At 60.0% G+C, this 24039-nt stretch carries 22 protein-coding genes and 1 pseudogene; 7 read left to right on the top strand and 16 right to left on the bottom strand.

All coding sequences use genetic code 11. From position 1 onward, the window contains the following. Window positions 1–245: 245 nt before the first annotated feature. The 4 genes from U5782_RS36175 to U5782_RS36190 all read left to right on the top strand — a co-directional run bounded on the left by U5782_RS36175 (window position 246) and on the right by U5782_RS36190 (window position 4968). Window positions 246–1655 carry a glycerate kinase gene (locus U5782_RS36175; protein ID WP_322048656.1) on the top strand — a complete coding sequence of 470 codons (1410 nt, stop codon included), beginning with the start codon at window positions 246–248 and terminating at the stop codon, window positions 1653–1655. Between the two features lies 1 nt (window position 1656). Further along, the gene (gene eno, locus U5782_RS36180) at window positions 1657–2931 is read left to right on the top strand and encodes a phosphopyruvate hydratase (protein ID WP_322048657.1); all 1275 of its coding nucleotides are present in this window, start codon (window positions 1657–1659) and stop codon (window positions 2929–2931) included. Between the two features lie 47 nt (window positions 2932–2978). After that, window positions 2979–4100 (top strand): tyramine oxidase subunit B, encoded by a 1122-nt coding sequence (locus tag U5782_RS36185; protein WP_322048658.1) that lies wholly within the window; start codon window positions 2979–2981, stop codon window positions 4098–4100. Window positions 4101–4251: 151 nt separating this feature from the next. After that, the gene (locus U5782_RS36190) at window positions 4252–4968 is read left to right on the top strand and encodes an aldolase (RefSeq protein WP_322048659.1); all 717 of its coding nucleotides are present in this window, start codon (window positions 4252–4254) and stop codon (window positions 4966–4968) included. 91 nt (window positions 4969–5059) lie between these two features. On the opposite strand, the gene U5782_RS36195 is transcribed toward U5782_RS36190, so the two are convergent. From U5782_RS36195 to U5782_RS36250, 12 genes are all read right to left on the bottom strand, one after another. Then, window positions 5060–6205: a porin gene (locus U5782_RS36195; RefSeq protein ID WP_322048660.1), complete on the bottom strand. Its 1146-nt coding sequence runs from the start codon at window positions 6203–6205 to the stop codon at window positions 5060–5062. A 153-nt stretch (window positions 6206–6358) separates the two neighbouring features. Beyond that, complete coding sequence (locus U5782_RS36200; RefSeq protein ID WP_322048661.1) at window positions 6359–7237, bottom strand: shikimate dehydrogenase; 879 nt, start codon at window positions 7235–7237, stop codon at window positions 6359–6361. Between the two features lie 87 nt (window positions 7238–7324). Beyond that, on the bottom strand, window positions 7325–8356 hold the full coding sequence (locus tag U5782_RS36205; RefSeq protein WP_322048662.1) for a proline racemase family protein: 1032 nt from the start codon (window positions 8354–8356) through the stop codon (window positions 7325–7327). A gap of 55 nt (window positions 8357–8411) precedes the next feature. Next, entirely contained in the window at window positions 8412–9701 is a 1290-nt protein-coding gene (locus U5782_RS36210) for an NAD(P)/FAD-dependent oxidoreductase (RefSeq protein WP_322048663.1), read from the bottom strand. Then, on the bottom strand, window positions 9698–10714 hold the full coding sequence (locus U5782_RS36215; RefSeq protein WP_322048664.1) for a 4-hydroxyproline epimerase: 1017 nt from the start codon (window positions 10712–10714) through the stop codon (window positions 9698–9700). The genes U5782_RS36210 and U5782_RS36215 overlap by 4 nt, the downstream gene beginning before the upstream one ends. Before the next feature lie 34 nt (window positions 10715–10748). Further along, the gene (locus U5782_RS36220; RefSeq protein WP_322048708.1) at window positions 10749–11393 is read right to left on the bottom strand and encodes an amino acid ABC transporter permease; all 645 of its coding nucleotides are present in this window, start codon (window positions 11391–11393) and stop codon (window positions 10749–10751) included. A 30-nt stretch (window positions 11394–11423) separates the two neighbouring features. Further along, complete coding sequence (locus U5782_RS36225) at window positions 11424–12140, bottom strand: amino acid ABC transporter permease (protein ID WP_322048665.1); 717 nt, start codon at window positions 12138–12140, stop codon at window positions 11424–11426. Next, complete coding sequence (locus U5782_RS36230) at window positions 12106–12921, bottom strand: amino acid ABC transporter ATP-binding protein (protein ID WP_415914473.1); 816 nt, start codon at window positions 12919–12921, stop codon at window positions 12106–12108. The genes U5782_RS36225 and U5782_RS36230 overlap by 35 nt, the downstream gene beginning before the upstream one ends. Before the next feature lie 143 nt (window positions 12922–13064). Beyond that, window positions 13065–13889: a substrate-binding periplasmic protein gene (locus U5782_RS36235; protein ID WP_322048667.1), complete on the bottom strand. Its 825-nt coding sequence runs from the start codon at window positions 13887–13889 to the stop codon at window positions 13065–13067. Between the two features lie 199 nt (window positions 13890–14088). Continuing rightward, window positions 14089–14556: a RidA family protein gene (locus U5782_RS36240; protein WP_322048668.1), complete on the bottom strand. Its 468-nt coding sequence runs from the start codon at window positions 14554–14556 to the stop codon at window positions 14089–14091. An 85-nt stretch (window positions 14557–14641) separates the two neighbouring features. After that, a complete protein-coding gene (locus U5782_RS36245; RefSeq protein ID WP_322048669.1) occupies window positions 14642–16369 on the bottom strand; it encodes a hydantoinase B/oxoprolinase family protein in 1728 nt (575 codons plus the stop codon). 16 nt (window positions 16370–16385) lie between these two features. Continuing rightward, entirely contained in the window at window positions 16386–18467 is a 2082-nt protein-coding gene (locus U5782_RS36250; RefSeq protein ID WP_322048670.1) for a hydantoinase/oxoprolinase family protein, read from the bottom strand. A 434-nt stretch (window positions 18468–18901) separates the two neighbouring features. Here U5782_RS36250 and U5782_RS36255 point away from each other — a divergent pair, with 434 nt between their 5' ends. Beyond that, on the top strand, window positions 18902–19687 hold the full coding sequence (locus tag U5782_RS36255; protein ID WP_322048671.1) for an SDR family oxidoreductase: 786 nt from the start codon (window positions 18902–18904) through the stop codon (window positions 19685–19687). A 33-nt stretch (window positions 19688–19720) separates the two neighbouring features. After that, entirely contained in the window at window positions 19721–19924 is a 204-nt protein-coding gene (locus U5782_RS36260; protein ID WP_322048672.1) for a tautomerase family protein, read from the top strand. 59 nt (window positions 19925–19983) lie between these two features. Here U5782_RS36260 and U5782_RS36265 read toward each other — a convergent pair whose 3' ends face one another. The 3 genes and pseudogenes from U5782_RS36265 to U5782_RS36275 form a co-directional block, all read right to left on the bottom strand. Next, the gene (locus tag U5782_RS36265; RefSeq protein ID WP_322048673.1) at window positions 19984–20742 is read right to left on the bottom strand and encodes a GntR family transcriptional regulator; all 759 of its coding nucleotides are present in this window, start codon (window positions 20740–20742) and stop codon (window positions 19984–19986) included. 280 nt (window positions 20743–21022) lie between these two features. Then, window positions 21023–21352, bottom strand: a pseudogene (locus U5782_RS36270) (HipA N-terminal domain-containing protein); the annotation flags it as partial. 3 nt (window positions 21353–21355) lie between these two features. Continuing rightward, window positions 21356–21616 (bottom strand): helix-turn-helix transcriptional regulator, encoded by a 261-nt coding sequence (locus U5782_RS36275; protein WP_322048674.1) that lies wholly within the window; start codon window positions 21614–21616, stop codon window positions 21356–21358. 759 nt (window positions 21617–22375) lie between these two features. Here U5782_RS36275 and U5782_RS36280 point away from each other — a divergent pair. After that, a complete protein-coding gene (locus U5782_RS36280; RefSeq protein WP_322048675.1) occupies window positions 22376–22537 on the top strand; it encodes a hypothetical protein in 162 nt (53 codons plus the stop codon). A 113-nt stretch (window positions 22538–22650) separates the two neighbouring features. On the opposite strand, the gene U5782_RS36285 is transcribed toward U5782_RS36280, so the two are convergent. Continuing rightward, on the bottom strand, window positions 22651–24027 hold the full coding sequence (locus U5782_RS36285) for a hypothetical protein (RefSeq protein WP_322048676.1): 1377 nt from the start codon (window positions 24025–24027) through the stop codon (window positions 22651–22653). Window positions 24028–24039 lie beyond the last annotated feature (12 nt).

The following is a 24039-nucleotide window of genomic DNA, read 5'->3' on the forward strand; positions in this document are numbered from 1 at the left end:
GTCCAGGGTCAGAACAGGATTCATGGATCGGATAAACAGCCCACAGATGCGGATTCGACGAACTGTGAAGGTCTATTGACCTGCACAGTGGATTAACACCTGAATGAAGTGTACATGGTTCCGTACAGGTCAAAAATTTAAATTCGATTCCAGTTCAGCGCCGTTATTTCGTCGCGAACGAAGCTGGCGCGAAGTCGCAATAGCGCTGAATTCGTTTTCCTCAAAATCGAATCGAGTCTCCAGGTATGCAGAAAATCCGCAATTCCGATGCGCTCCTCTCGCAGGGCGACGTGGCTTCACGTCGTATCGTGCTTGAGATCGCCGACCGAACCCTTGCCCGTCTCGACAGCTACCAGCGCATTCGCAGCATCATGCGGCTCGAAGGCAGCGTGCTGCATATCGGCACCCGTTCTTGGGATCTCGCGCACAAGCGTCACGTGTATTTGATCGGCGCTGGTAAGGCCTGCAATCACATGGCGATGGCCGTCGATCACGTATTGGGCGATCGGCTCACGCGTGGCATTGCGATCGTGAAAATTCACGAGGAGACGGATCGCTTCGACAAGACCGAGGTGTATGTGGGCGGCCATCCGCTGCCCAATGAAGAAGGTCATCGCGCATCGAAGGAGATCATCAAGCTGGTCGACGAGGCCGGTCCCGACGATCTGTTCATTGCCGTCATCAGCGGTGGTAGTTCGGCCCTCATGTCGTGCCCTATCGACGGCATCTCGCTTCAGGACGAAATCGACACCACCGATGTCCTGCTGAAATCCGGCGCGGGCATTTACGAAATCAATGCGGTGCGACGCCATATTTCCGCGCTCAACGGCGGCATGCTGGCCAAACGCATCCAGGCCGTGGGCGCCGAGTTGATCGGGTTCGGCATCAGCGACGCAGTCGGTTCGCCCGCGACCGGCGACATCGCCGTGCCTTATGCGGCGTACAAGAGCACGCCGATCGGTCCCGACATGACGACGCTGGACGATGCGCGCGCAACCATCGTCAATCGCAATGTCGCCGAGCGTTTGCCGGCAAGCGTCGTCGATTATCTGATGCATGCCGGTCCTGAAGGCGAAACACCGAAAGCCTTTCCCGACAACACCTATTTCCTGCTCAACACGCTGCCCGATTCGTGCATCTACGCGAAACAGGTCTGCGAGGAAATGGGCCTGCCCGCGATGATCGTCACGTCCTTTCTCGAAGGCGAAAGCCGCGATGCGGGCACGCTGTTCGCCTCCATTGCGCGCGAAATCCAGACCTACGGCAATCCGATCAAGCCGCCTTGCGTCCTGCTGAGTTCGGGCGAAGTGACGACGCACATCGCGGACAACAGCGTCATCAAGGGACACGGCGGCCCGGGTCAGGAGATGACGGTGAGCTTCGCGATCACCGCGGCGAAAACGCAAGGCGCCTGTCTGCTCTCGATCGACAGCGAAGGCACGGACGGCACCGCCAAAGTCGCGGGTGGCATCACCGATTCCACGAGTCTGGCCGCCGCAGAAAAGCAAGGCATCAGCCTCTTTCAAACGCTGCGCGAGCACAGCTGCTTCGAAGCGCTCGACGCGATCGATTCAGCCATTTTCACCGGCAATACCGGCACCAATCTTTGCGACCTGAACATTCTCTATGTTCCGGCCATCCACGAGGGCAAGTAACGTGCAGGACAAAATCGTATCTATCCGCGCGCAGCAGATCATCGACTGCAAATGCCGTCCCGCTGTCGAGGTGGAAATCGTCACCGAGTCGGGCGCAATCGGGCGCGGTGCGGCACCGACCGGGACGTCGGTGGGCATGCACGAATCGTTCGTACTGCGAGACGGTGACAAATCGACCTACAACGGTCTGAGTGTGCACAAGGCGGTCGATATCGTTCACGACATCATCGCCTCCGCGCTGTTGGGCATGGACGTATTCGATCAGCGCGCGATCGACGAATGCATGATCGCGCTGGACGGTACGCCCAACAAGCAGCGCCTGGGCGGCAACACGATCTATTCGGTTTCGATCGCGGCGTTCCGCGCCGCGGCGGCCGCGCGTGCCGTCCCGCTCTACAAGCATATTGCCGGTCGGGACATCTGGACGGTTCCGGTGCCCTGCTTCAACGTGATCAACGGCGGCCGCTACGAGCATCTGACCCAGGCATTCAACGAATTCCTGATCGTTCCTTTCGGCACCGATAGCGTCGACTTCGCGATCGAAATGGCGGTGGCCGTGTTCCAGCGTCTCGGCGATGTCCTCACCGACTACCTCGGACACAAGCCTCAGGTCGCAAGCTCCTATGGCTATGCCGCGCCATCCGACGACCCCGAGGTCATCCTCGAATTGATGCAGAAAGCCATCGACGATTGCGGCTATACGGGCCGGATTGCTTTCGCGCTCGATTGCGCGTCGAGCGAAATGTACGACAAGGAAGCGCGCACCTATCTCCTCAAGGGCAAGCAGGTCACCGCCGAGGAGTTGATCGACTACGCCAGACATCTGACCGAGCGCTTCAACCTGGTCTTTATCGAAGACCTGCTGGACGAAAACGACTGGGCCGGTTACAGCGCCGCTGTTCGTGCGCTGCCGCGCACCATCGTGGTTGGCGACGACCTGACCGTGACCAGCCTGCCATTACTGCAAAGAGCCCATGAAACGCGTGCAGTGGATGGGTTTGTCCTCAAGCCCAATCAGGTCGGCACGATTACCGAAGCGCTCGACGCCTTTCATTTCGCCGAGCAGCACGCGATGCTCGCCGTCCCCTCTGGCCGCTCGGGCGGTGTGGTCGACGATGTCGTGATGGACTTCTCCGTTGGACTCGAAGTGCCGTTCCAGAAGAACGGCGCGCCGCGCTCGGGTGAGCGTATCGAGAAACTGAACTTCCTCATGCGGGCCAATGCCCGCAGCCCTGGCTGCCGTCTCTACGACATCTCGTCGCTGCTCCGGTTTTGAAGCCGGGGCATAGCAAGCACTTTCCGCACATCTCCAAAGGCAAAAACATGTATCCGAAAATCGATTTCCTGTATCTATCCGAGCCCGACATGATCGAAGCCGGTGTGCTCGATGCCGCGCGTTGCGTGGATGTCTGCGAGGAAACCTTCAGTCTGCTCGGCAAGGGCGATTATCTGATGGGCGGCGCCAATCACAACAACCACGGCATGAACATCGTGTTCCCCAAGGAAACGAAGTTCCCGAACATGCCGGTTGCCGGCCCCGATCGTCGCTTCGCCGCGATGCCGGGTTATCTGGGCGGCCGTTTCGATGTTTGCGGAAATAAATGGTATGGCTCGAATCACGCGAATGCGGAAAAGGACCTGCCTCGCTCGATCCTGACGATGATGCTCAACGATAAGGACACGGGCGCGCCACTCGCGCTGATGTCCGCCAATCTGCTGAGCGCGGCGCGCACGGGTGCGGTTCCGGGCGTGGCGGCGAAGTACCTGGCAAACCGCGAAGCGAAGAACGTCGCGGTCATCGGTTGCGGCCCAATCAACAAGGCGTGTTTCACCGCGATCATGACGCAACTGGAAGCCGTCGAGAAAGTGGTTTGCTTCGACGTGTTCCTCGATAAAGCGAACGAGTTCGCGCGCTGGGTCGAAGAAAAATACCAGGTTCGCGCGATTGGTGTGGACGAGGCCGAACAAGGCTTCCGCGACGCCGACGTTATAACTGTGGCGGCGTCGCGTCTCAAGCCGCTGTTCTTCAAGGACGAGTGGATCAAGGCAGGCGCGACGATTCTCGCATCCGGTCCCTTCAACACCGACGAATCGTTCCTCACCCACTGCAAGGTGGTGTACGACCACACCGCCCTGCAAGAGGCGTATGTCGAAGACGCCATCGCATCGGGCAACAAGGAAGGCTATTACAGCGGCGTGATCGGCGGCCCGCTGTATCGTCTGATCGATGCGGGCAAACTGCCTTCGCTGAAGGACTCGACGGGGCTTGGCGATGTCGTCAACGGGAACAAGAAGGGTCGCGCCAGCGCCGACGAACGCGTTCTCTTTATCGCTTGCGGCATGGCGGTGTTCGATATCAGCTGGGGCTTCGACCTCTACAAGAACGCCCTCGATAAAGGCATCGGCCAGTCCCTGAATCTCTGGAACAAGCCGGCTGGCCTCTGATCGTCGCCTGGAAGGCGTGCCCCTTACCGAAAGGGCACGCCGCCAACGTTCATCGCAACGTCGCCGAATTGCAACACCCGCGCCCGATAGACTTGTGAACATGCACACGATCCTTCACCCTTTTCCGTATCTCCACGCAGCGAGCATCGATATGGGTGAACTCTACCGCTCCGGGCAAGTCACGGCCCTGCGCAACGATCTGGCCTTCGCCCTGCGCGCCGCCGCGCACTTTGGTCTGGAAGAAGGCGTTTGCAATCACTTTAGCGTCGCGCTACCCGGCGAGGACGGCCTATTTCTGCTGAACCCGCGCGGCCTGATGTGGCGTGAAGTCCGCGCGGATGACATCGTCATCGTCAATGAAGACGGCCATCGCGTGGCCGGCAAGCACGAGGTCGAACCCACGGCGATGTTCATCCACGCCGCGATTCATCGGATCGCAGGCAAGCGCTGCGTGCTCCACACGCATATGCCGAATGCGACGGCTTTGACGTTGATCGACGACTGCGGGCTCGATACCACGCTCTCGCAAAACGCCATGCGTTTCCACGGTCGTGTCGCAGCGGATCGCCATTACAACGGTCTCGCGCTGAATGCCAACGAAGGGGAGCGCATTGCGAACGCGATGAATGGCAAGGACATCGTGTTTCTGAGCAATCATGGCGTGGTCGTCTGCGGCGAGCGCATCGACTACGCCTTCGACGATCTGTACTACCTGGAGCGCGCCTGCGAATCGCAGGTTCTCGCGATGTCGACGGGCAGGCCGCTGCGCCCGGCCAGCGCCGAACTCGCCGCCGCCGTAGCCGCGCAAATGGAAAGCGAACGCCTGCAATCGGAATTGTTCTTTGCGTCGCTCAAGCGCATGCTTTAAAGCTGCTCCCAAGACTCACAAAAAAAGCCCGGCCAGGCCGGGCTAAAACGTCGCACTTCTCGAGCGACGAACATCTGCTCACGTGCAAACCTTAGAACTTGTGCCGGATGCCCACGCGACCGACAACCTGATTCGAGGTCGACGAGACTCCATCCGCGCCAGGGACATAAGCGACATCCAGCACAGAGCCGGTCTTGCCGCCACCCGCATGCTGATACGCGCCCTGGAAGTACACGTCGGTGCGCTTCGAGAGGTTGTAGTCCGCCATGATGCCCACGCTGTGGAACTGCGGATGCGACTGGCCGTTGCTCGCGTTGAAATCGGTGCGCGTGTAGGTATAGGCGGCGCCGACAAAGAAGGCCGGCGTGAATTGATACTTCCCGTTCACCTCGAAGTTATTGAAGCGCAGCGACGACAACGTCGCGCCGCCGCCCGGCATGATGGCGCCAACGTAACCCGAACTGACCGGTTGCGCGACGAACGTATTCGTGTACGCAAAAGCGACCGTGGCATTGCCGAATCCGTAGGTCGCGCCCGCGCCAAAGACACGCAGACGCTTCGCCAGGAAGTTCTCGTCGCCACCGTTGTTGATTGCGCCGCTCGATGTGGCCGACGGGTTATTCGCCTGTAGATAAGCCGCCGCCAGCAGCAGTCCGCCGATCGTGTACTGCGCGCCGATACTGTACTGCCGGTTATTGGCGAAGTTCGTGTCGTTGCTGAAACTATAGGTGCCGCCGAACTGCAACCCGGCGATATTCGGGCTGGCGTACTTGACCGTGTTGTTCACCCGGAAGGTGTTGTCCGTGTTGTCGTTGTCGTACGGATGAGAAAACAGGTAACCGCCCCAACTACCGTTCGAGGTGGTTTGCGCCAGATAGTCGACGACCGAATCGTATTGTCGACCCAACGTGAGCGCACCGAATTTGTCGCTGTTCAAGCCAACATAAGCTTGCCGCCCGAATCCCAGGCCGCCCTGTGCGAGTTTGCCGCTATTCACGTCGAATCCGCTTTCGATCTGGAAAATGGCGCTCAGGCCGCCACCCAGGTCTTCGTTGCCCTTGAGACCCCAGCGGCTGCCTTGCGTATAGCCGCTTTGCAACTCGTAGACCTTGCCACCCTTGACGTTGTTCGTGTAATCGAACCCTTCGTCGATCAGACCATAAAGCGTCACCGAGCTTTGCGCGAATGCCGGCAACGCAATGCTCGCCATGCATCCCGCCAATATCATTTTTTTCATTAGCAATCCAAACCTTTGTCGTTAAACTCGCACCTTCATTGATTGCCTGCATCAGGGAAGGCGAAGATGGGGAAAACTTCAAATGACGTAGCGTCAGACCCGGCGCTACGGACTTGACACAGCGGCCCTGCTCACAACGAACTGCAAAGAAAATCAGGCGACGGACTTGACCATGCTGCGAAGCTCGTGGGGAAACAGCAGATCACGGGCGGGCGAATCGTCCTTGCGCAACTGCTCGGCGGCTTCCTTGACGCCAAAGAACTCGAGGAACAGCGGCGACTGGAGAATCAGCATATCGAAGCCCGGCAGAACGGCGTTGCCCCTGGCCATCGCGGCGCGCAGCAAAGGCGTCGGCTGGTTCTTCATCAGGATGTCGCATACTTGCGTGTGCTCGCCAATCCGCTCGGTGGGCACCGGCAACGGATCCGACTCTTTCAGGCCGATAGGCGACGCATTGATCACCACATCGAAGCCCGCCGGATCGTTGCTCCCCTGAACTACCGTACGAATCGGGTAGCGTTGCGCAATCGCTTGTGCGAGCGCTTCGGCCTTTGCCGTATCGACATCGAAAATCGCCAGCGACGCGACGCCGCCTTCCGCGAGCGCCGTACAGATGGCCGAGGCCGCCCCGCCCGCACCAATCAGCAGAACGGATTTGCCGCGATAGTCCATCGAATAGCGGTCCATCGACTCGACGAAGCCGATACCGTCGAACTGCGCGCCTTCGAGCGTGCCATCCGCGTTACGTCGGATAGCGTTCACCGAATTGGCCACCTGCGCCCCAGGCGTCAGATGATCGACCAGTTGCGCAGCAGCGGTCTTGTGCGGAATCGAGAGCACCATGCCGCGAGTCGTCGGCGACCCGAATACCGAACGGATCGTCTCGGGCAAATGACCCGCTTTCACATGCAGCGGCACCATCACCGCGTCGATGCCCAATTGCTCGAATACCTGATTAAAAATTTCCGGCGTACGGACCTGATCGATCGGGTCCGCCACCATGAAGAACACCCCTGTTTTTCCGGTAATCACAATTCATTCCTCACATTCTGTCTGGTAGGCGGTCGGTCACGGGACAATGACGCCGATGACCGACCACGCGCGTCCTATACCGTAACGTCAAGCGCCGGGCGAGCCCTCGCCCCACGTGTCGCTCAACATGAAGCCCGCTGCCAGCGGATCATCTGGGTCCACGCCCATCTGCTCCACGCTGTAGATCCACGCGCGGCCCGTGATGCGCGGCAGCACCGCCGCGCGCCCGCCAACTTCAGCGTCGCCCAGATGCTCCACGCGGAACTCGCTGCCAATGGTCGAGCGCGACGTCAGCTTCGCGCCCTTGTGCGCGAGGCCGCGCGCGGCAAGCGTCGCGAGATTGGCCGAGCTGCCCGTGCCACACGGCGAGCGATCGATTCGGCCCGGCGGCAGCGTCGTGCACGTCTGATACGTGGTGCCGTCCACGCGATTGCGGAACATCACATACGCGATTCGGTTAATCGACGCATAGAGCGGATGCTGCACCTTCACCTGGCTATCGATCAGCGCACGCAGACGAACGCCAAGGTCGGCCAGCTTGCGGGCATTCTCGGGCGCGATCGCGAGACCCAGTTGCTCCACGTCGACAAGCGCGTAATAGACGCCGCCAAACGAGAGATCGACCTGGATCTTGCCGAATTCTTCCGCGTCGATCTCGACATCAAGCTGCTCCACAAACGCGGGCACCATATCGAGCGACACCGAAATACAGCGGCCGTCCTGACACGTCGCCCTGGCCGTGACCAGACCTGCGGGGGTATCGAGCACCACCGTCGTCACCGGCTCCTGCATCGGCACCATGCCGAGTTCGAGCAACGCGGTAACCACGCAGATCGAATTGCTGCCCGACATGGGATGCGCCTTGTCCGACTGCAACACAATGAATCCCGCGTGCGCTTCGGGCCGCGTGGGCGGCAGCAGCAGGTTCACCGACATCTGGAGGCAGCCGCGCGGCTCCAGCACCACGAGACGCCGCAGGCTGTCGTCCACCTCGTTGATGTAATTCATCTTGTCGAGCATCGTCTCGCCAGGAATGCTGACGACGCCGCCCGTGATGACCTTGCCAATCTCGCCTTCGCAGTGAACGCCTACGAGTTGCAGAGTTTTTTTCCAACGCATGATTGAACCGTCCTCAAAAAGGAGTGTGCTGTCGAGTCAGTCTGTTGCGACGCATTCAAAAACGATACGCGCTGAAAGGACTCAAATCCGTTTGCGGCGTTCGACCGGCCACGAGGTCCGCTACCAGTCGTCCCGTTGTCGCGCCCAGCGTGAGACCGAGTTGGCCATGTCCAATCGCCATCGTGACGTTGGCGAGACGTTTCGAACGATCGATAACAGGTTTGGTATCTGGCAGAAGCGGGCGATATCCCACGCCATATTCGTGCTGCTCGGTTCGCAATTCCGGAAGAATTTTTTTGGCTTTTTCGACAATGATCTGGGCACGCTTGAAGTTGGGTGCAGCGCCACGCGCCGCGAATTCGATCGTGCCGCCAATCTGCAAGCCGCGTCGCATCGGCGTGAAGCAGAACCCGCCATCCGAATAAATCACGGAGTGTCTGAACTCCACTCCCGGGTTGGCCAGCAGCGTCTGATAGCCCGCCACGCCCTCGAGCGGCAGATCGACACCCAGTTGGCTGAAGAAGCGCCGCGATCCCACGCCTGCCGCCACGACCACATGCGCCGCGGGCAGACGCTCTCCATTGGCCAGCGTGACGCCCGTGGCCCGTCCATTGGATTCGTCGATGCGATCGGCGCCGATCTGCACACGGCGGCCGCCTTGCGCAACGAAGCTGTCGGTCAGCGCGCGAATGAACCCTTCGGTGTCGCTCACGAATCGCCACTGCGGCAATAGCAGGCCGTGAGAAAAGCGACCGGCCAGCGCCGGCTCGAGATCGGCGATATCCGATCCGTTCAATACCTGCGACGAAAAGCCGAGCGCCGCGCGTGTTGCATTGTGATCGCGTTCATGTTCGACACCCGCCGCGCTATCGAACACCTGCAAGATCGGGCGTTGTCCGAGCAATGCCTTGTCATCGCAGGCGTCGAGCAGAGGCGCGTAATCGGCAAACACGTGTTGCGTGAGCGAAGCCATTTCGCCCGCGATCGCATGGAGGCGCGAAGGCCGGGCGCACGAAAGAAAACGCAGGAACCACGGAATGATGCCGGGCATGGCGCTGGGCCGCAGCGCGAGCGGCCCGGTTTGATCCAGCAGCCAGCCCGGCACCTTCTTCAGAATGCCGGGCTTGGAAAGCGGAATAATTTCGCCGACCGAAATCTGGCCGCAACTCCATTTCGCCGTGCTGTCGCCCGCCACCGCGGGATCGACCAGCGTCACGGCATAGCCACTGCGCTGCAGATAGAGCGCACAGCAGGTGCCGACAATGCCGCCGCCGATCACCACAGCCTGCTCCCGCGGCGCAGCGCTGTCAGCTAGCGGAATGCGTGCTTGGGGAATCGCGTTCATTTCGTGAAATCCTCCAGGGTAAAACCGTGCGCATAGGGTTGCGATTCGTCCACATAATGCTCGCCGCGACCCGTAATAAACGCACGCCCCTCGATACTCGGAAACACCGCATCCAGCCCGCTTGCGAGCTTCGTTGTTCCTTCCACGCGACCGATAAAGCGGCTGCATATGAGGCTCTCGTGCCGGAACGCCTGCCCTTGCGAAAGCAGGCCGCGCGCGTAGCGCTGCGCGACTCGCGCGGAACTGCCGGTTCCACACGGCGAGCGGTCGATCAGGATATCGCCGGTGATCACGACCGCACGCCCATCGGCATCGGCCGCGACCGGGCGGCCCGTCCACATGCAATGCTTGACGCCACCGATCTTCGGATTATCCGGATGAACGACGTCGAGCGCTTCATTGACGCGCTTTTGCACTTCGCGCCCCATCGCCAGCAGTTCGTCCGGCGTGAAGTGTTCGCATCCCGGATAATTCTCCTGGACTTCGACGATCGGATAGAAGTTACCACCATAGGCGATATCGACTTTCAGTTTGCCGAGCTTCGAGACCTCGATTTCAAGGTCGCGATGGAGCAGGAAGCTCGGCACATTGGTAAAGCGGACCCACTTGACCTTCTCGCCATCCATCTCGTAGCGGGCACTCACCTGTCCCGCCGGCACGTCGACAACGACCAGCCCGGCCTGCTTCGGCGTCACCAGTCCGGATTCGAGCGCAAACGAAATCGAACCTACCGTCGCGTGACCGCACATCGGCAGACAACCCGACGTTTCGATAAAAATCAGGCTGAAATCCGCGTTATCGCTGATGGGCGGATAGAGCAGCGTGCCCGACATATGCGCGTGGCCACGCGGCTCCAGCATCAACGCACGGCGAATCCAGTCATAGTGCTCGATGAAATAGTGACGCCGATCGTTCATCGTCGCCCCCTGCAACTGCGGCGCCCCCTCGACCACCATGCGCACCGGCATGCCTTCCGTATGGCCTTCAATGCACTTGAACGTATGCTTATTCATAGTATTTCTCATCACAAGTTGTGCGCTGCTCAATCTAGTATGCAAAACGTCGCAGGAATCGCCGCTCGACCAGGCCGACCAGCCGCGTGAGCGGAAACGCCACGACGAAATAGATCAGACCTACGGTGGTCAGGAATTCCAGCGGCCTCGCCGTGCTGTTGGAAATACTTTCGCCCACGAACATCAGATCCGCCACGCCCACTGAAGAGATCAGCGCACTTTCCTTGAACAGACTGACGATATTCGAAAGCAGCGGCGGGATCGCACGCAGCAGAGCCTGCGGGAAAATCACATAGAGCACTTTCGCCTGGGGCGACAGACTCAGCGCGATGCAGGCATCGTGTTGTTCTGACGAAATGGACTTCAGCGCGGCGCGGAAGGTCTCGCTGGTAATGGCGCCCATGAAAAGCGTCAGCGCGATCACCACGGACAGATACGGCGGAATCGGCAACCGGAAAACCACCGGGAAGCAGAAGAACACCCAGAAGAGCTGGATCAGCAGCGGCGTGCCGCGGAAAAACTCCACATAGAGCGTCATGGGCATGCGAATCCATGCAACGGGCGAGCTTCTCAACAAACTGACTACGAAGCCCAGCAAGCTGCCGATGATCGCGCAGAGCCCCGTCAGGCCCAGCGTCAATCCCAGCCCTTTCAGAAGCAGCAGCCAGTACGGCAACACGACTGAAAAATCGATATTCATGTCGGCTCCTTAGCGCTGATGGGCGAGGTCCTGGCGGCGCTCGATCACGTGCACCAGCCGTGCGATGGGCAACGACAACAGGAAATAGACGAGCGCCACGACCGAGTAGGTTTCGATGGGGCGGTAGGCTTCCGTCGCGATGGTCTTGGCGACATACATCAGATCGGCCACGGCGACGATCGCCACCAGCGCGCTCTGCTGCAACGTGCCGATGCCGTTCGTCATCAACACGGGAAGCGAGTTTCGCAACGCCTGCGGAAGAATCACGAAAACCGTGCGCTGCCAGGGCTTGAGCCCCAACGCCACGCAAGCGTCAATATGTTCTTTCGGCACGGCTTGCACGCCCGCACGATAGGCCTCGGCGTTGAATGCGGTCAGGTTCAGCCCCAGCGCAAGCACGCCCATCCACACGGGATCGAGAAAGACGTTCACCATCATGGGAATGCAGTAGAAGAACCAGACGATCTGCAACAGCGCCGGCGTACAACGGAAAAACTCGATAAAGAGTTGCGCCGGTACGCGCACGACGGCCCAGCGACTCATCACGAGCAAGCAAAGCACGAAGCCCAGGGTCAAGCCCATCAGGTTCGCGGCAATCGCCAGTTCGACGGTCACCTTCAAGCCCTGTAACAAGGGCGGCACGCTACTCGTGAGAAAGCTGAAATCGAAGTGATAGTGCATGGCCGTGCCCTCAATCAAGATGAAGAACTTTCTCGAGGAACTCACGCGTGCGCGCTTCCTTCGGACATTTGAACATCTCGCGCGGCGCACCCTGCTCCACCACCTTGCCGCTGGCGCAAAACACCACACGCGTCGCGATATCCCGCGCGAAATGCATGTCGTGCGTGACGATGATCATGGCCATCTTCTGCTCGGCGAGCTTGAGCATCACGTTCTGCACTTCCACCACCATTTCCGGATCGAGCGCGGACGTGACCTCGTCGAATAGCATCAGCTTGGGTTCCAGCATCAGCGCGCGGGCGATGGCGACACGTTGCTTCTGGCCGCCCGAAAGCTGGCTTGGGTAGGCGTTTAGCTTGCTCTCCAGACCGAGTCTCGCGAGATACATGCGGGCGCGCTCCGTCGCCTGCGCCTTCGACACACCGCCGACCTTCACCGGCGCCAGGATCAGGTTGCTCAGCACCGAGAGGTGCGGAAACAAGGTGTAGTGCTGGAACACCATGCCGATCTGGCGTTGCAGCTTGCCGTCGATGCGCTTGCCGCGGCCGGAATCCGCGCCGTGAATATACGGCTTTCCCTGAAAGTCGATCGACCCGCTCTGAATGCCCTCAAGCCCCATCATCACGCGCAGCAGCGAGCTTTTCCCGCTGCCGCTGGGTCCGATCACGACGAGGCGATCGTCTGCGCGCATGTCGAGATTCATGTGGTCCATGACGACGAGATTCTCGCCATACGACTTATAAACCGAGCGCAACTGGACGAAATCACCGGCGCTTGCCGTATCGACAGGATCATCCGCTGGAACGGAGTTAGGTACGATCTTCATAGTGGATTGCAACATGGGAACTTTCTCCGTAGAACGCCGGACGGGCATTCCGGTTTGATCCGAACCTGATGGCTGAAGCCGGAAACGTCATTCAGCAAGCAGTGCGGCGCAAACGCCCCATCGCGCCGCCTGCCCTTTTGCCCTTATTTGGTCGAAGCGATCGTTTCTTTCACCGAGCGTTGAACGATGGCATTCACGCCGCCGGACTTCTGCTCGTCTTCGATAAACTTGTTGAGCACGGCGATATCGGCTGCCGACGTTTCCTTGCGAACGCCAAAGCAGATTCCCTGTTGCGCGAGCGGCGGATTCGGATTGAAGGTCACGGCCCAGTCCGGATGCGCGGCATCGAGCATGCGGTTGGTCATGTTGTCGTCGGCAAGCATGTCCGCACGCTTTGACATGAGCGCGAGGCGCGTCTCGTCAAAGCCCGGCAGGCGCATGATCTGCGCTTGCTTGATCTGGCCGGAGATCGCCTTGTCCTGCGCCGTGCCGGACATCACGGTGATGATCACGCCCGGCTTGTCGATATCGGCGATCGAATGGATCGCCTTCGGCAGCTTGGGATTGCTCTTGTTGTAAGCGAGCGTCACGTTATAGTCGATCACCGAGCGCGAGAAGGCGATGGCCTTTTCACGTTCCGGCGTATCGTTGAGCGAGAGCGACAGATCCCACTTGTCGGACTGAAGGCCCGCCACGATGTTGTCCCACGAGGTGTCGACGAATTGAACCTTGACATGCAGGACCTTTTCACCGAAGTCCTTGCAAAGCGTCGGGAAAATGCCGCTGTAGTCGCCCGACTTGATATCGCGCATGGTGTAGGGAGGCGAAAGCGCGATACCACAGCGAAGCACGCCGGCCTGTCTGACGCTTTGCCACGTCGACGTATCCTGCGCATGGGACGGAACGCTCGACAGCAGGGCCGAGAATGCGGTGGCGCACATCAAAGTGCGGCGAATAAGGCTGGACATCCGGATCATTGCTAACCTCGCAGGGTAAGGGTGAAATCAGACGCTTTCGATTCAACGTCGCAATCTATTTTTTGTAGAACGCCAAGTCAGTACCAGAGACAAACCAACCATACGTCAATGCAATTTCCATGATCCGAAATGATTTACATCGGAATACTAAAAATACACAAAGCCGTACTCGAAACAATCGACGAGTTGATTACGAACGGATTTCGAAAATCCCGTCGATTTCCACCGCGACATTTCTGGGCAGTGAATTCGCACCCACCGCGAAGCGCGTATGCTTGCCGCTTTCGCCCAGCACCTGCACGATGAGATCGGAGGCGCCGTTGACGACCTGGGGTTGCTGGCCAAAATCCGGCTCGCAATTGACGAAGCCGCCAAGCTTCACGCAACCGGCCAGACGCTCGAAGCTGCCGCCCAGCGCGGTGCGAACCTGCGAGAGCATGTTCAGCGCGCAGAGCCTGGCGGCTGCCTGACCGTCCTCGAGCGACAGATCGCGCCCCACCTTGCCGACGAACTTATCTTCGCCATCGGCGGTCGGGATCTGTCCTGCGATGAACAGCAGATTGCCGACCAGCCGGGCAGGGACGTAATTCGCCTTGGGAACCGGGCTGGCCGGCAGCGTGTAGCCCAGTTCGGCGAGACGTTTTTCGATTTGCTCCATTTCCGTTTCCTGTATCGAGCTGCCGTCGGCGGCGGGCGCATCAGGACGCCGACGGCATGATCTGCAAAGATTTCGCGATTTATGGTCAGGCAGCGACGCGCTGACGCTTTTGCGTCGTGGCGTCACGGTCGATCGACCCCGCTGCATTGACAACCACGCCGTGGTGCTGCTCGGCGAACGCCGCCGTCACCTTGCCGTCGCGCAGGTCGCGCTCGATGAGATCGACGTCGCGTTCGAGCGGATTGCCGTAGCCGCCGCCACCTGCCTGCTCGTGGCGGATCACCACGCCCTCCTCCAGTTCCATCGTGAACTTGCTGGGGGCGGCTTCAGCCGTGGTAGCCGGATTCAGGACGTTGCGCGAGGGCGCGCCGGCTGCACCGCCAAACAGGCCGTACGGGGCGTGATCCGCGCGGTCGGAGCGGATCTGCGCCACGACCCGCTTTGCCAGCACACGATACTGGCGCACGAGTCCCAGGCCACCACGGTAGCGGCCCGCACCACCGGAGTCGTTACGGAAGCCGTACTCCTCCATCAGGATCGGATAGCGCGCTTCGAGCGTTTCGATCGGCAGATTGGACATGTTCTGCGACGGGTTCGTCACGCCTTCCACGCCGTCCTTGTTCGAGCGGCCGCCCCACGCGCCATTGATCATGTCGACCAGAATGAACGGCTCACTTGCGTCGCCGTCATAGCCGCTCAGCGCGATCACGGTATTGCCGCCTTCGCCCGCGGCCATAACCTTCTTCGGCGCAATCTTCGCCAGTGCGCCGAAGACCGTATCCACCACGCGGTAGCCCGTAAGGGCGCGCGCCGCCACCGGCGCAGGCATTTTCGGATTCAGGATCGACCCTTCCGGTGCGGTGATGTCGATGCAGCGATACACGCCGGCGTTGTTGGGCACATCGGCATCGAGCACGCAGCGGATGCTCAGATACGTGGCCGACTTGACGAACGACAGCGTCGAATTGATGGCGCCCTTGACCTGCGGCGAGGAGCCCGCGAAGTCTACCGACAGGCTCGATCCCGCGACCGTGATCGCACACTTGATGGGAATCGCGTCGCTGGTAAAGCCGTCGTTGTCGATATAGTCGGTGAATTCGTAGGTGCCGTCCGGCCACGCTTCGATCGCCTTGCGCGTCAGACGCTCGCCGTAATCGAGCAACTCGTCGAAGTAAAGACGCAGATTGTCTTCGCCGTAGCGGTCGATCATGCGCAGCAGTTCGCGCTCGCCGATATTGCAGGTCGCGAGCTGCGCATCCAGATCGCCCAGCACGAGGTCGGGCAGACGCACATTCTTCTTGATGATGTCGACCAGCGTGGCGTTCTGTTCGCCTTCGCTGTAGAGCTTCATCGGCGGAATGCGCAGACCTTCCTGGAAGATCTCCGTCGAATCGGCCGCATTGGAGCCCGGCACGCGGCCGCCCACGTCGCAGTGGTGAGCGATCACGACCGAGAAGCCCTGAAGCCGGTTCTCGAAGAAGATCGGCTTGAACATGAAGATGTCGGGAAGGTGCATGCCGCCTTCGTACGGATCGTTCAGCACGATCACGTCACCGGGCTTGCACGTCGCCGCGAACTTCTTGATTACTACATCCACGGCGTCGGGCACGGCGCCCAGATGCAGCGCGACGGTTTTCGCCTGCGCGAGAATGCGGCCCGCCGCGTCGCACATCGTCACCGAATAGTCGAGTACATCGCGAATGATGGGCGAGCGCGCGGTGCGCATGACGGCAAAGGCCATGTCGTCGACGATGGTGTCGAGCGCGTTCTTTACGACCGCGAAGGTGATCGGGTCGACTTTACGTTGTGTCATGTTAGCTCCAATGAAGTCAGGCGAGCGTCGCGATGACGCAACCAACCCGATCCGCGCTCACGCGCCAGCCCGGCGGCACCACGATGGTGGTATCGGTGCTTTCGAGAATCACGGGACCGACGATCTCGTTGTCGAGCAGCGAGCGCGACATCACCGGCGTATCCACCCAGCCCGACTCGCGATTGAAATACACGCGGCGCGTGCCGCGCTTTTGCTCGCCCTTCGTGGATTGCGCGCTGCGAATATCGCGGAAATCCAGCGTCTTCGATGCCACGCCGCGTGCCAGCAAACGCAGGTTCGCGCACTCGATGGCGTCCTTCGACGCGTAGCCATACATCGCCGTATAAGCCGCAATGAACCCTTCGCGCAGCGCTTCGCGCGTGGCGCCATCGATGGTTTCCGGAACGCGCACAGGAATTTCGTAGTCCTGTCCACGGAAGCGCATGTCGAGATCGAACACGAATTCGATGCGATCGGCGGAATAGCCTTCTTCGGCCAGCGCCTTGCGGGCGTCCTTGCGCATTTGCTCGACCGTGCTGGCGAGTTCGTCGATATTGAGGTTATCCAGCAGGTTCAGCGACGGACGCACGAAATAGCGCTCCACCGCACCGGCCAGCATGCCCATTGCCGTGAACACGCCGGGCGCCGCCGGGAAGATCACCTGCTTCATGTCGAGCGCGCGGGCGAGATCGCACGCATGCACGGGACCCGAACCGCCGAATGCGACGAGCGTGAAGTCGCGCGGATCGACGCCGCGTTCGACCGTCACCGCCTTGATGGTGCGCGCCATGTTGACGTTCACGACTTCGCGGATACCGACCGCCGCTTCCTCGGTGCCAATACCGAGCGGCTTCGCGAGCAACGTGTCGATCGCATTGCGCGCAGCGTCCAGCTTGAGTTCCATCGTGCCGCCAGCGAGGCTCGGCGGCAGGAAGCCGAGTACCGCGTTCGCATCCGTCACCGTCGGGCGCTCACCGCCGATGCCGTAGCACACCGGGCCGGGGAATGCGCCTGCGGAAACCGGGCCGACGCTGAGCAGGCCGCCCGCGTCGATCCAGGCGATCGAGCCCGCGCCGCTGCCCACTTCGGCCACGTCGATCGTCGGCACGCGCATCATGTAGCCGCCTGCCTTGATGAAGCGGCTCGGCGTGGAGATGCCGGCGCGGAACTCGTATTCGTTCGTGCGGGCCAGCTGCCCGTCGTGAATGAGCGAGGCCGATGCCGTCGTGCCGCCCATGTCGAACACGACCATTTCCTTGCTGCCCTGCGCGTCGCCCAGGCGGCCCGCGCCAACCACGCCCGCCGAGCGGCCCGAGGAGATGAAGAACACCGGCGTGTCCTGCGCGATGCGGGCGCTGGACAGGCCGCCATTCGAATTGCTGACTAGCAGCGGCGCGTTGACGCCGATACGCTTTAGGCCCGATTCGAGGCGCTGCAGATAGGTGCGCAGCGCAGGCAATACATAGGCATTCACGACCGTGGTCGAGGTGCGCTCGTATTCGCGCATTTCCGGCAGAACGGAAATTGAAGCGGTGACGCTGATTTCCGGGAAGGCCTTCTGGAATGCCTCCAGCGCAATCTTTTCGTTCTCTGCGTTCTTGTATGAATTCAGAAAGCAGATCGCGACGGACTCGACACCTTCTGCGCGGAAGAACTCGCCAGCGCTGAGAATTTCGTCGACGGGCGTTGGCACCAGGACTTCGCCTGCTGCATTGACGCGCTCGTTGACTTCCAGACGATAACGCCGTTCCGCCAGCGGGACCGGCTTGTCCCAGGTGAGATCGAACATCGACGGCGTGCGGACGCGGCCGATTTCAAGCACGTCACGAAAGCCCTTGGTCGTGATCAGACCACACTTCGCTCCGACCTTCTGAAGCATCGTGTTCGAGCCGACGGTCGTGCCGTGCAGCACCTCGGCAACATCCGAGGTCTTGAGTCCAGCTTGCCCGAGAATCCGATCGATCCCGGTCAGGACCGCTTCTTCCGGAGCAGCCGGAGTTGAGGATACCTTAGTAAAGGTCACCTGTCCGTTGTCGTCGAGAAGTACCAGATCGGTAAATGTCCCGCCGATGTCAACGCCGATGCGTGCGCTTGCCATAGTTTCATCCGTTCAGAGTTTGCGCGATGCAAATACCGCTAACGAGAGGGGGCTGCGTGCCTGGGATCGCTTCTGCCAAGGGTTGATCAAGTCCTCGTCACGATGCTGCTTTAGCGTTTTCTCAGGTGCATCCGCCGCACACCAATTGTCGACCAAATGACGACAAAGTCAACGAGAAAAAATCATGCGCTGCCACAACTCTGGAAATTTCCCTTTGTTTTCAAAGACAATTACGCTTGTTCAAGGAAAACCCTGGCGCGAAATGCTCGTCAAAAATCGATGTTTTCTTGACAGTTTTTTTGGCGAGTGCAAGCATTTGTCGACATTCGGTCGACTAATAAACGACTGAACAAAGCGCTTTCGTCAGACGGAAGTACGCAAAACGCTATTGCGCCGTGGTGGCGCGAGAGCGCTCAACGCAATGAGGGCGTCTTATGGACAAGCAGCAAAAGCTGGTCGTGGTAACGGGTGGGGCAAGCGGTATCGGCGAAGCGACGGCGCGCCGGTTTGGCGACGCGGGTTACCGTGTCGTGGTGGCCGATGTGAATGCGGATCGCGGCAGCAGCGTCGTGGCGGACATGCAGCAGTCGGGGGCGACGGCCGAGTTTCTGGCGCTCGACGTATCGAAAGAAGACGATGTCCGCCGCTTCGCCACCGAAGTGGTCGAACGCTTTGGCGTGCCCGATGCGCTCGTGAATTCGGGCGGCATTCTCCAGAATGCGGTGCGACTGCTCGAAGTCGACGTCGCGGAAATCGACCGCCTGTACGACATCAATGTGCGCGGCACGCTACTCGTTTCGCGGGCGTTTGCAGGCGAAATGTGCCGTCAGGGCGAAGGCGCCATCGTCAATCTCTGCTCGCTGACGACTTATCGGCCGTCCGCGCAGATTGGCTATGCGGTCGGCAAGGCCGGACTGAAGATGATGACCGAAGTGATGGCTGCCGAGTGGGGGCCGAGCGGCGTGCGCGTCAACGCGGTGGCCCCGGGGTACACGCTCACGCCCGCCATGCAGGCTCGCATTGACAGCGGCGAGCGCGATCCGAAGGCCATCATCGATATGTCGGCATTAAAACGCTTCGTCAAGCCGTCTGAAGTGGCCGATGCGATCTTCTTCCTGTGTTCACCCGGCGCATCGGCGATCACGGGCTCGACCCTACCGATCGATTGCGGATGGCTCGTGCGTTCGGCCTATCTCGCCTACGCATCGCAGCCGAACTAATACCACGATCAAGATACTCAAGGACAATTCGTTATGCCAATTATCCGACTGGAAATGCTCACGGGCAGAACTCACGCCCAGAAGGCGGAACTCGCTGAAGTGCTGACGCGCGAAACTGCACGCATCGCCAAATGTCCGCTCGCGGACGTGCAACTCGTGATGACGGAAGTGGAACGCTCGATGTGGTCGGTTGGCGGCACGCTTGCCGAACCGACGCGAAGCAGCGTGGAGAAGTAAAGAGCGGGTCGTATGACTCCCGTCGAGCAGACGGGAGTCATCTCGCAGGAAGCAGCGTACTACTGAGCCGTCGTGGTCTCGCGCGATGGCGCCTTGTAATTCAAAGGTACGGACGCAGTCAGATTGCGATCCATGAACTCCAGAAATTGGCCCTTGAATTGAACGGCGTGCAGATGGCCGTACTCCTCGGCCTTATCGGCATCGCCTCGCTCGATTGCATCCAGAATTTCCGTGTGATCCGAGCCCATCTCCTGCGGGCTGATGTTGGGATCCTGCAACTTGAATTGCAGGTGCAGATGAAGCATTCTGCGTCCCTCATCCAGCAAGCGACTGTAGAGATCGGCGAAATAGGTATTGCGCCCTGCGCGCGCTACCGCCATATGGAAATCGTGATTCGTCTCGATCATCGGCAGGCTGACACGCGTCCTGATGCTCGTCGCCACGCCCTTCTGGTAGGCCTTATACGTCTCACGGATCTTGACCAGATCGGCGGGCGTGCGGTGTAGCGCGGCAAGACGCGTGGTGACACGTTGCAGCAGATCCAGCGCGTCGAGGAATTCCGGCACGCGCGCGAGTTCCATCGGTGTGACAACCGTGCTGCGATTGGCCAGCGTGGTCACCAGACCATCCGCGGAGAGCCGTACAAGCGCTTCCCGGATGGGCGAGCGGGACGAATCGAAGCGCTCCGCGAGACTGACTTCATCGAGCGCTTCACCCGGCGCAAGCGTCATGGTGAGGATCTCGCTGCGAAGCATTTTGTACACTCGGGCCGCGCCCGTTTCTTTGCCGGACGGCTGTTCCGTTACTGGCTTAACCATGTCAATTCCTGAATTCTTGCAGCTTATGGAGCGCAGCCCTGAGCATCAAACCAGGTTTCGCAGCCACGATAGCTTTAATTACCGTCTGCAACGGACGTCGCTGCACTGAACAGCAGAGCCTGCTCACTTAATTGTCGACATAATGACGACATTGTCAACAGGATTATGCAGGGAACGATCAAAGTAGAACGACTGCTCCAGTTTACTCGAATTGCCCACACGATCAGGGGCGGCGCCAGCGTCAGGGGCCCGTTCACAGGCCCTTGCCGCGCTTTGCCAGCAATTCTGAACGCGGCGCCGCGCCCTCCGGTGTAACGGTAACCCGGCCAATGCCCGAGCCGCCAATCACGGCCAGCAGCGAGAGGTCCGTGCCGTCGAGATACGGGCCAAACTCCTCGCGAATCACCTGAAGGAGAAAGCCCTCCGGCAGGTTTTGTCGAAAGAAGGGATGCAAGTCGCGAGGCCAGACCCACGCGTCCTCGCGAACCGGCATCGTCAGGCTGACAAAGTCATCTGCAACGGCGTCTGCGGTATAGCGCAGCGCATAGTCGTCTGCCTGACGGTAGAGATGGGCAACCAGTTTGCCTTTGACGTGCACATTAAGACGCATGCATTAGTCTCCAGCTGTGCGCTGTTCGGTGAGTACATCGTCCAGCGTGCGCCCGTGGCCGCGTTTAACGGTTCGCAGATCGTAGCCAGCGGCCTCAAGCAGGCGAACGAGCGCCGATACGCTCATGTCGCCCCGCGCGAGCGTTTCCATCCGCGTGAGCGTCGTGCGCGCGAGACCGGCACGCTCCGCCAGCTCTTTCTGCGAGAGTCCTGCCGCGCGGCGAGCCTCGCGCAGCATCTCGGCGACATCTGCCAGTGTGGTCATTTGTAGCCCCGGGGCATCATCATTGTCCATATTAGCGATAATTGTAGCCCACAGGCTACAAAAGCAACTGTAGAAATGCATCCCTTGGGCTACAGCAAAGCGACGAAGCAGAAAAAATGTTCCTCGTGGGCTACATTCATACGCCCAGGCAACTGACGCTAACAAGCTTGATGCGCCACAGGTCAGGCTGGAAATTGCGCAACGTCTAAGGCATGTATTCAAATGCCCGATTCGCGAAGCCCCTCGCTTTATCCGCTGGGCGCTCGCAACCACAGAAGCATCCCCATTTGGGAGGAGACCACGCCCGTCGCCAAATCGGACATGCGAACTCGACCCATAAACGTTCACCTTCGCCGCGATTGCGGAGCGCGAAGAAAGTCGCATTCAATGCGCATCTCCTATACGCCACGCTATTTCACGTCCTCGAGCAGATCCTTAAGGTCGATGCCGTTTTTTGCTGCGCTCCTCTGGTCATCGAACGAGGCCTTCGCACGTCAGATCGACGAGTGCCTGGTCATGTTTTTCTTCCCGTGAAGAAATGCATGACTGAAATTTCGCCAAGGCAGTGATATCCACACAAATTCACTGCCCGTTGATTTGTCAAGGATTAGTCCCCTGGAGTCTGAGGTTATTTGCATGGTCAGGCTACCTGATCGCGCGCGATATGCGATATTCGTCTGATCATTTCAATATGCATTCAGAGAGACAGGAATCGTGAGTTTATCGATAGAGGCCGAAGCAAGACGCAGGATGTACGCCATGACTCGGTTGCACCAAGCCGTAGGACGCCTGGCGAAGGCAAGCGGCTCCGACGAACGCCTGATGGCGACACGTTGGGTCAACGCGTGGAGCGGAGCGATCGGAGAAAGACGGCTCGCGCGGCTGGTCGCCGAGCGGCACGAGAGCACACTGCCGAGCTGACTGGAAGCATTTGACAAGCGCCTCACGGCACGAATCCGCTTTCCGATTTCACTGGAGAAGAGAAGGCGAGCCGGACTGCTTCCATTCCGGCCCGCCGTTTGCATCAAGAAAGATTAATGCTGATTCACAATCGCGCTGTTGTTGGAGCCGGTCTGGTGAATGTTTGCATAATTGCCATTGCCTTGCTGCGCGAGCGTCACGCTATTGCCCGCGCCGATCTGCGTCACGTAGCCGTCGTTGCCCGATCCGTAGACCTGCGTCGCGAGGATGCTGTTTTCGTCGCCGGTTTGCGCGAGGCTCAGCACGTCATTCGCACCATTCTGCGACGCGCTGACGAAGTTGCCGATCCCGCCATTCTGCAACACAGAGACCGACGAGGCCGACGCGTTCTGAATCACGCCCGCGTTGTTCCCCACCGAATCCTGCTCGATCGCCGCCGTGGAACCAACCGACCCGAATTGCAGGATCGATGCATGGTTGCCAGCTGCGGACTGGCCAATGTTCGCCGTATCGCCGTAACCGAATTCCTGCGTGATCGATGCCGTGTTCGCCGCAGCCGTCTGGTTGATGGCCGCGTGGTCATCATAAACAGCCGTTTGATTGACCGATGCGCTGTTGCCGTCCGCCGTCTGCGTGATCGCCGCCGTGTTGGCAAGCGCCGCAAACTGGACGACCGAAGCGGTATTGCCGGTCACGCCGCCCTGCTGCGAGATCGTCGTGGTATTGGCCGCGCCATAGGATGAATTGACGGTTGCCTTCGCCGTGCCGTTCTGCGTGATGCCAACGGTATCTCCCGCCTCCGCGGTCTGCACTACGCCTGCGTTGGTCGCACCGCCAGTCTGGGCGATAGCCGTATTGTTGCCACCATCGCCCGTCGTCTGCACTTTGGCCGTGCCGCCGGAACCCGTCTGCGCGATGCCCACCGTGTTCGCATACGTATCCGTCTGCGCAACCGTCGCGCTATTGCTCGAACCAAACGCGGAGACCCCCTGGTTAATGGTCACGTTGTTCCAGCCGCCACCCTGTTGCGTAATCGACGCGCTGTTGATGTAGCCGGACTGGTTGATGACATTGGTGTCGTATTGCGCGTTGCCCGTGCTCGCATCCGCCGACTGGGTGATATTCGCCGACCAGTCACCGCCAAGAGAAGCGCTCTGGGTAATGGTGTTCGTTTCGTGCGAGGTGCCGTTCTGCAACACGGTCACACTCGAGTAAGGCTCCGCCCACCCCGACGCCTGCGTGATGCTGGTCCGGTCGTCCGTGCCGTTATTGGTCGTCACCGAAGCCTTGAAGTTGTATTGGGTGCCGTCCGAAGCAGACGACTGGCTGATGGCAACGGCGTCGCCGTTCGTGTTCGTCTGGTTGATGCTGGCCGAGTTGTAGCTTCCGTTCTGGGTCACGTTATCGGTGATACCCGACGAATCGGCATGGGCCGCAGCTGACGCGAGCGTGAGTACAGCGACTGCAACAGCAGATTTGGCGAACTTCATTGTCCTCTCCTG

The sequence above is a fragment of the Paraburkholderia sp. J67 genome, assembly GCF_905220265.1.
In the GTDB taxonomy this organism is placed as follows: Bacteria; Pseudomonadota; Gammaproteobacteria; order Burkholderiales; family Burkholderiaceae; genus Paraburkholderia.

Coding starts and splice junctions, on each gene's coding strand:
- U5782_RS36175 (WP_322048656.1), top strand. CDS start 246: ATGCAGAAAATCCGCAATTCCGATGCGCTCCTCTCGCAGGGCGACGTG.
- U5782_RS36185 (WP_322048658.1), top strand. CDS start 2,979: ATGTATCCGAAAATCGATTTCCTGTATCTATCCGAGCCCGACATGATC.
- U5782_RS36190 (WP_322048659.1), top strand. CDS start 4,252: ATGGGTGAACTCTACCGCTCCGGGCAAGTCACGGCCCTGCGCAACGAT.
- U5782_RS36195 (WP_322048660.1), bottom strand. CDS start 6,205: ATGAAAAAAATGATATTGGCGGGATGCATGGCGAGCATTGCGTTGCCG.
- U5782_RS36205 (WP_322048662.1), bottom strand. CDS start 8,356: ATGCGTTGGAAAAAAACTCTGCAACTCGTAGGCGTTCACTGCGAAGGC.
- U5782_RS36210 (WP_322048663.1), bottom strand. CDS start 9,701: ATGAACGCGATTCCCCAAGCACGCATTCCGCTAGCTGACAGCGCTGCG.
- U5782_RS36215 (WP_322048664.1), bottom strand. CDS start 10,714: ATGAATAAGCATACGTTCAAGTGCATTGAAGGCCATACGGAAGGCATG.
- U5782_RS36230 (WP_415914473.1), bottom strand. CDS start 12,921: ATGAAGATCGTACCTAACTCCGTTCCAGCGGATGATCCTGTCGATACG.
- U5782_RS36235 (WP_322048667.1), bottom strand. CDS start 13,889: ATGTCCAGCCTTATTCGCCGCACTTTGATGTGCGCCACCGCATTCTCG.
- U5782_RS36240 (WP_322048668.1), bottom strand. CDS start 14,556: ATGGAGCAAATCGAAAAACGTCTCGCCGAACTGGGCTACACGCTGCCG.
- U5782_RS36245 (WP_322048669.1), bottom strand. CDS start 16,369: ATGACACAACGTAAAGTCGACCCGATCACCTTCGCGGTCGTAAAGAAC.
- U5782_RS36250 (WP_322048670.1), bottom strand. CDS start 18,467: ATGGCAAGCGCACGCATCGGCGTTGACATCGGCGGGACATTTACCGAT.
- U5782_RS36255 (WP_322048671.1), top strand. CDS start 18,902: ATGGACAAGCAGCAAAAGCTGGTCGTGGTAACGGGTGGGGCAAGCGGT.
- U5782_RS36260 (WP_322048672.1), top strand. CDS start 19,721: ATGCCAATTATCCGACTGGAAATGCTCACGGGCAGAACTCACGCCCAG.
- U5782_RS36265 (WP_322048673.1), bottom strand. CDS start 20,742: ATGGTTAAGCCAGTAACGGAACAGCCGTCCGGCAAAGAAACGGGCGCG.
- U5782_RS36275 (WP_322048674.1), bottom strand. CDS start 21,616: ATGACCACACTGGCAGATGTCGCCGAGATGCTGCGCGAGGCTCGCCGC.
- U5782_RS36280 (WP_322048675.1), top strand. CDS start 22,376: ATGACTCGGTTGCACCAAGCCGTAGGACGCCTGGCGAAGGCAAGCGGC.
- U5782_RS36285 (WP_322048676.1), bottom strand. CDS start 24,027: ATGAAGTTCGCCAAATCTGCTGTTGCAGTCGCTGTACTCACGCTCGCG.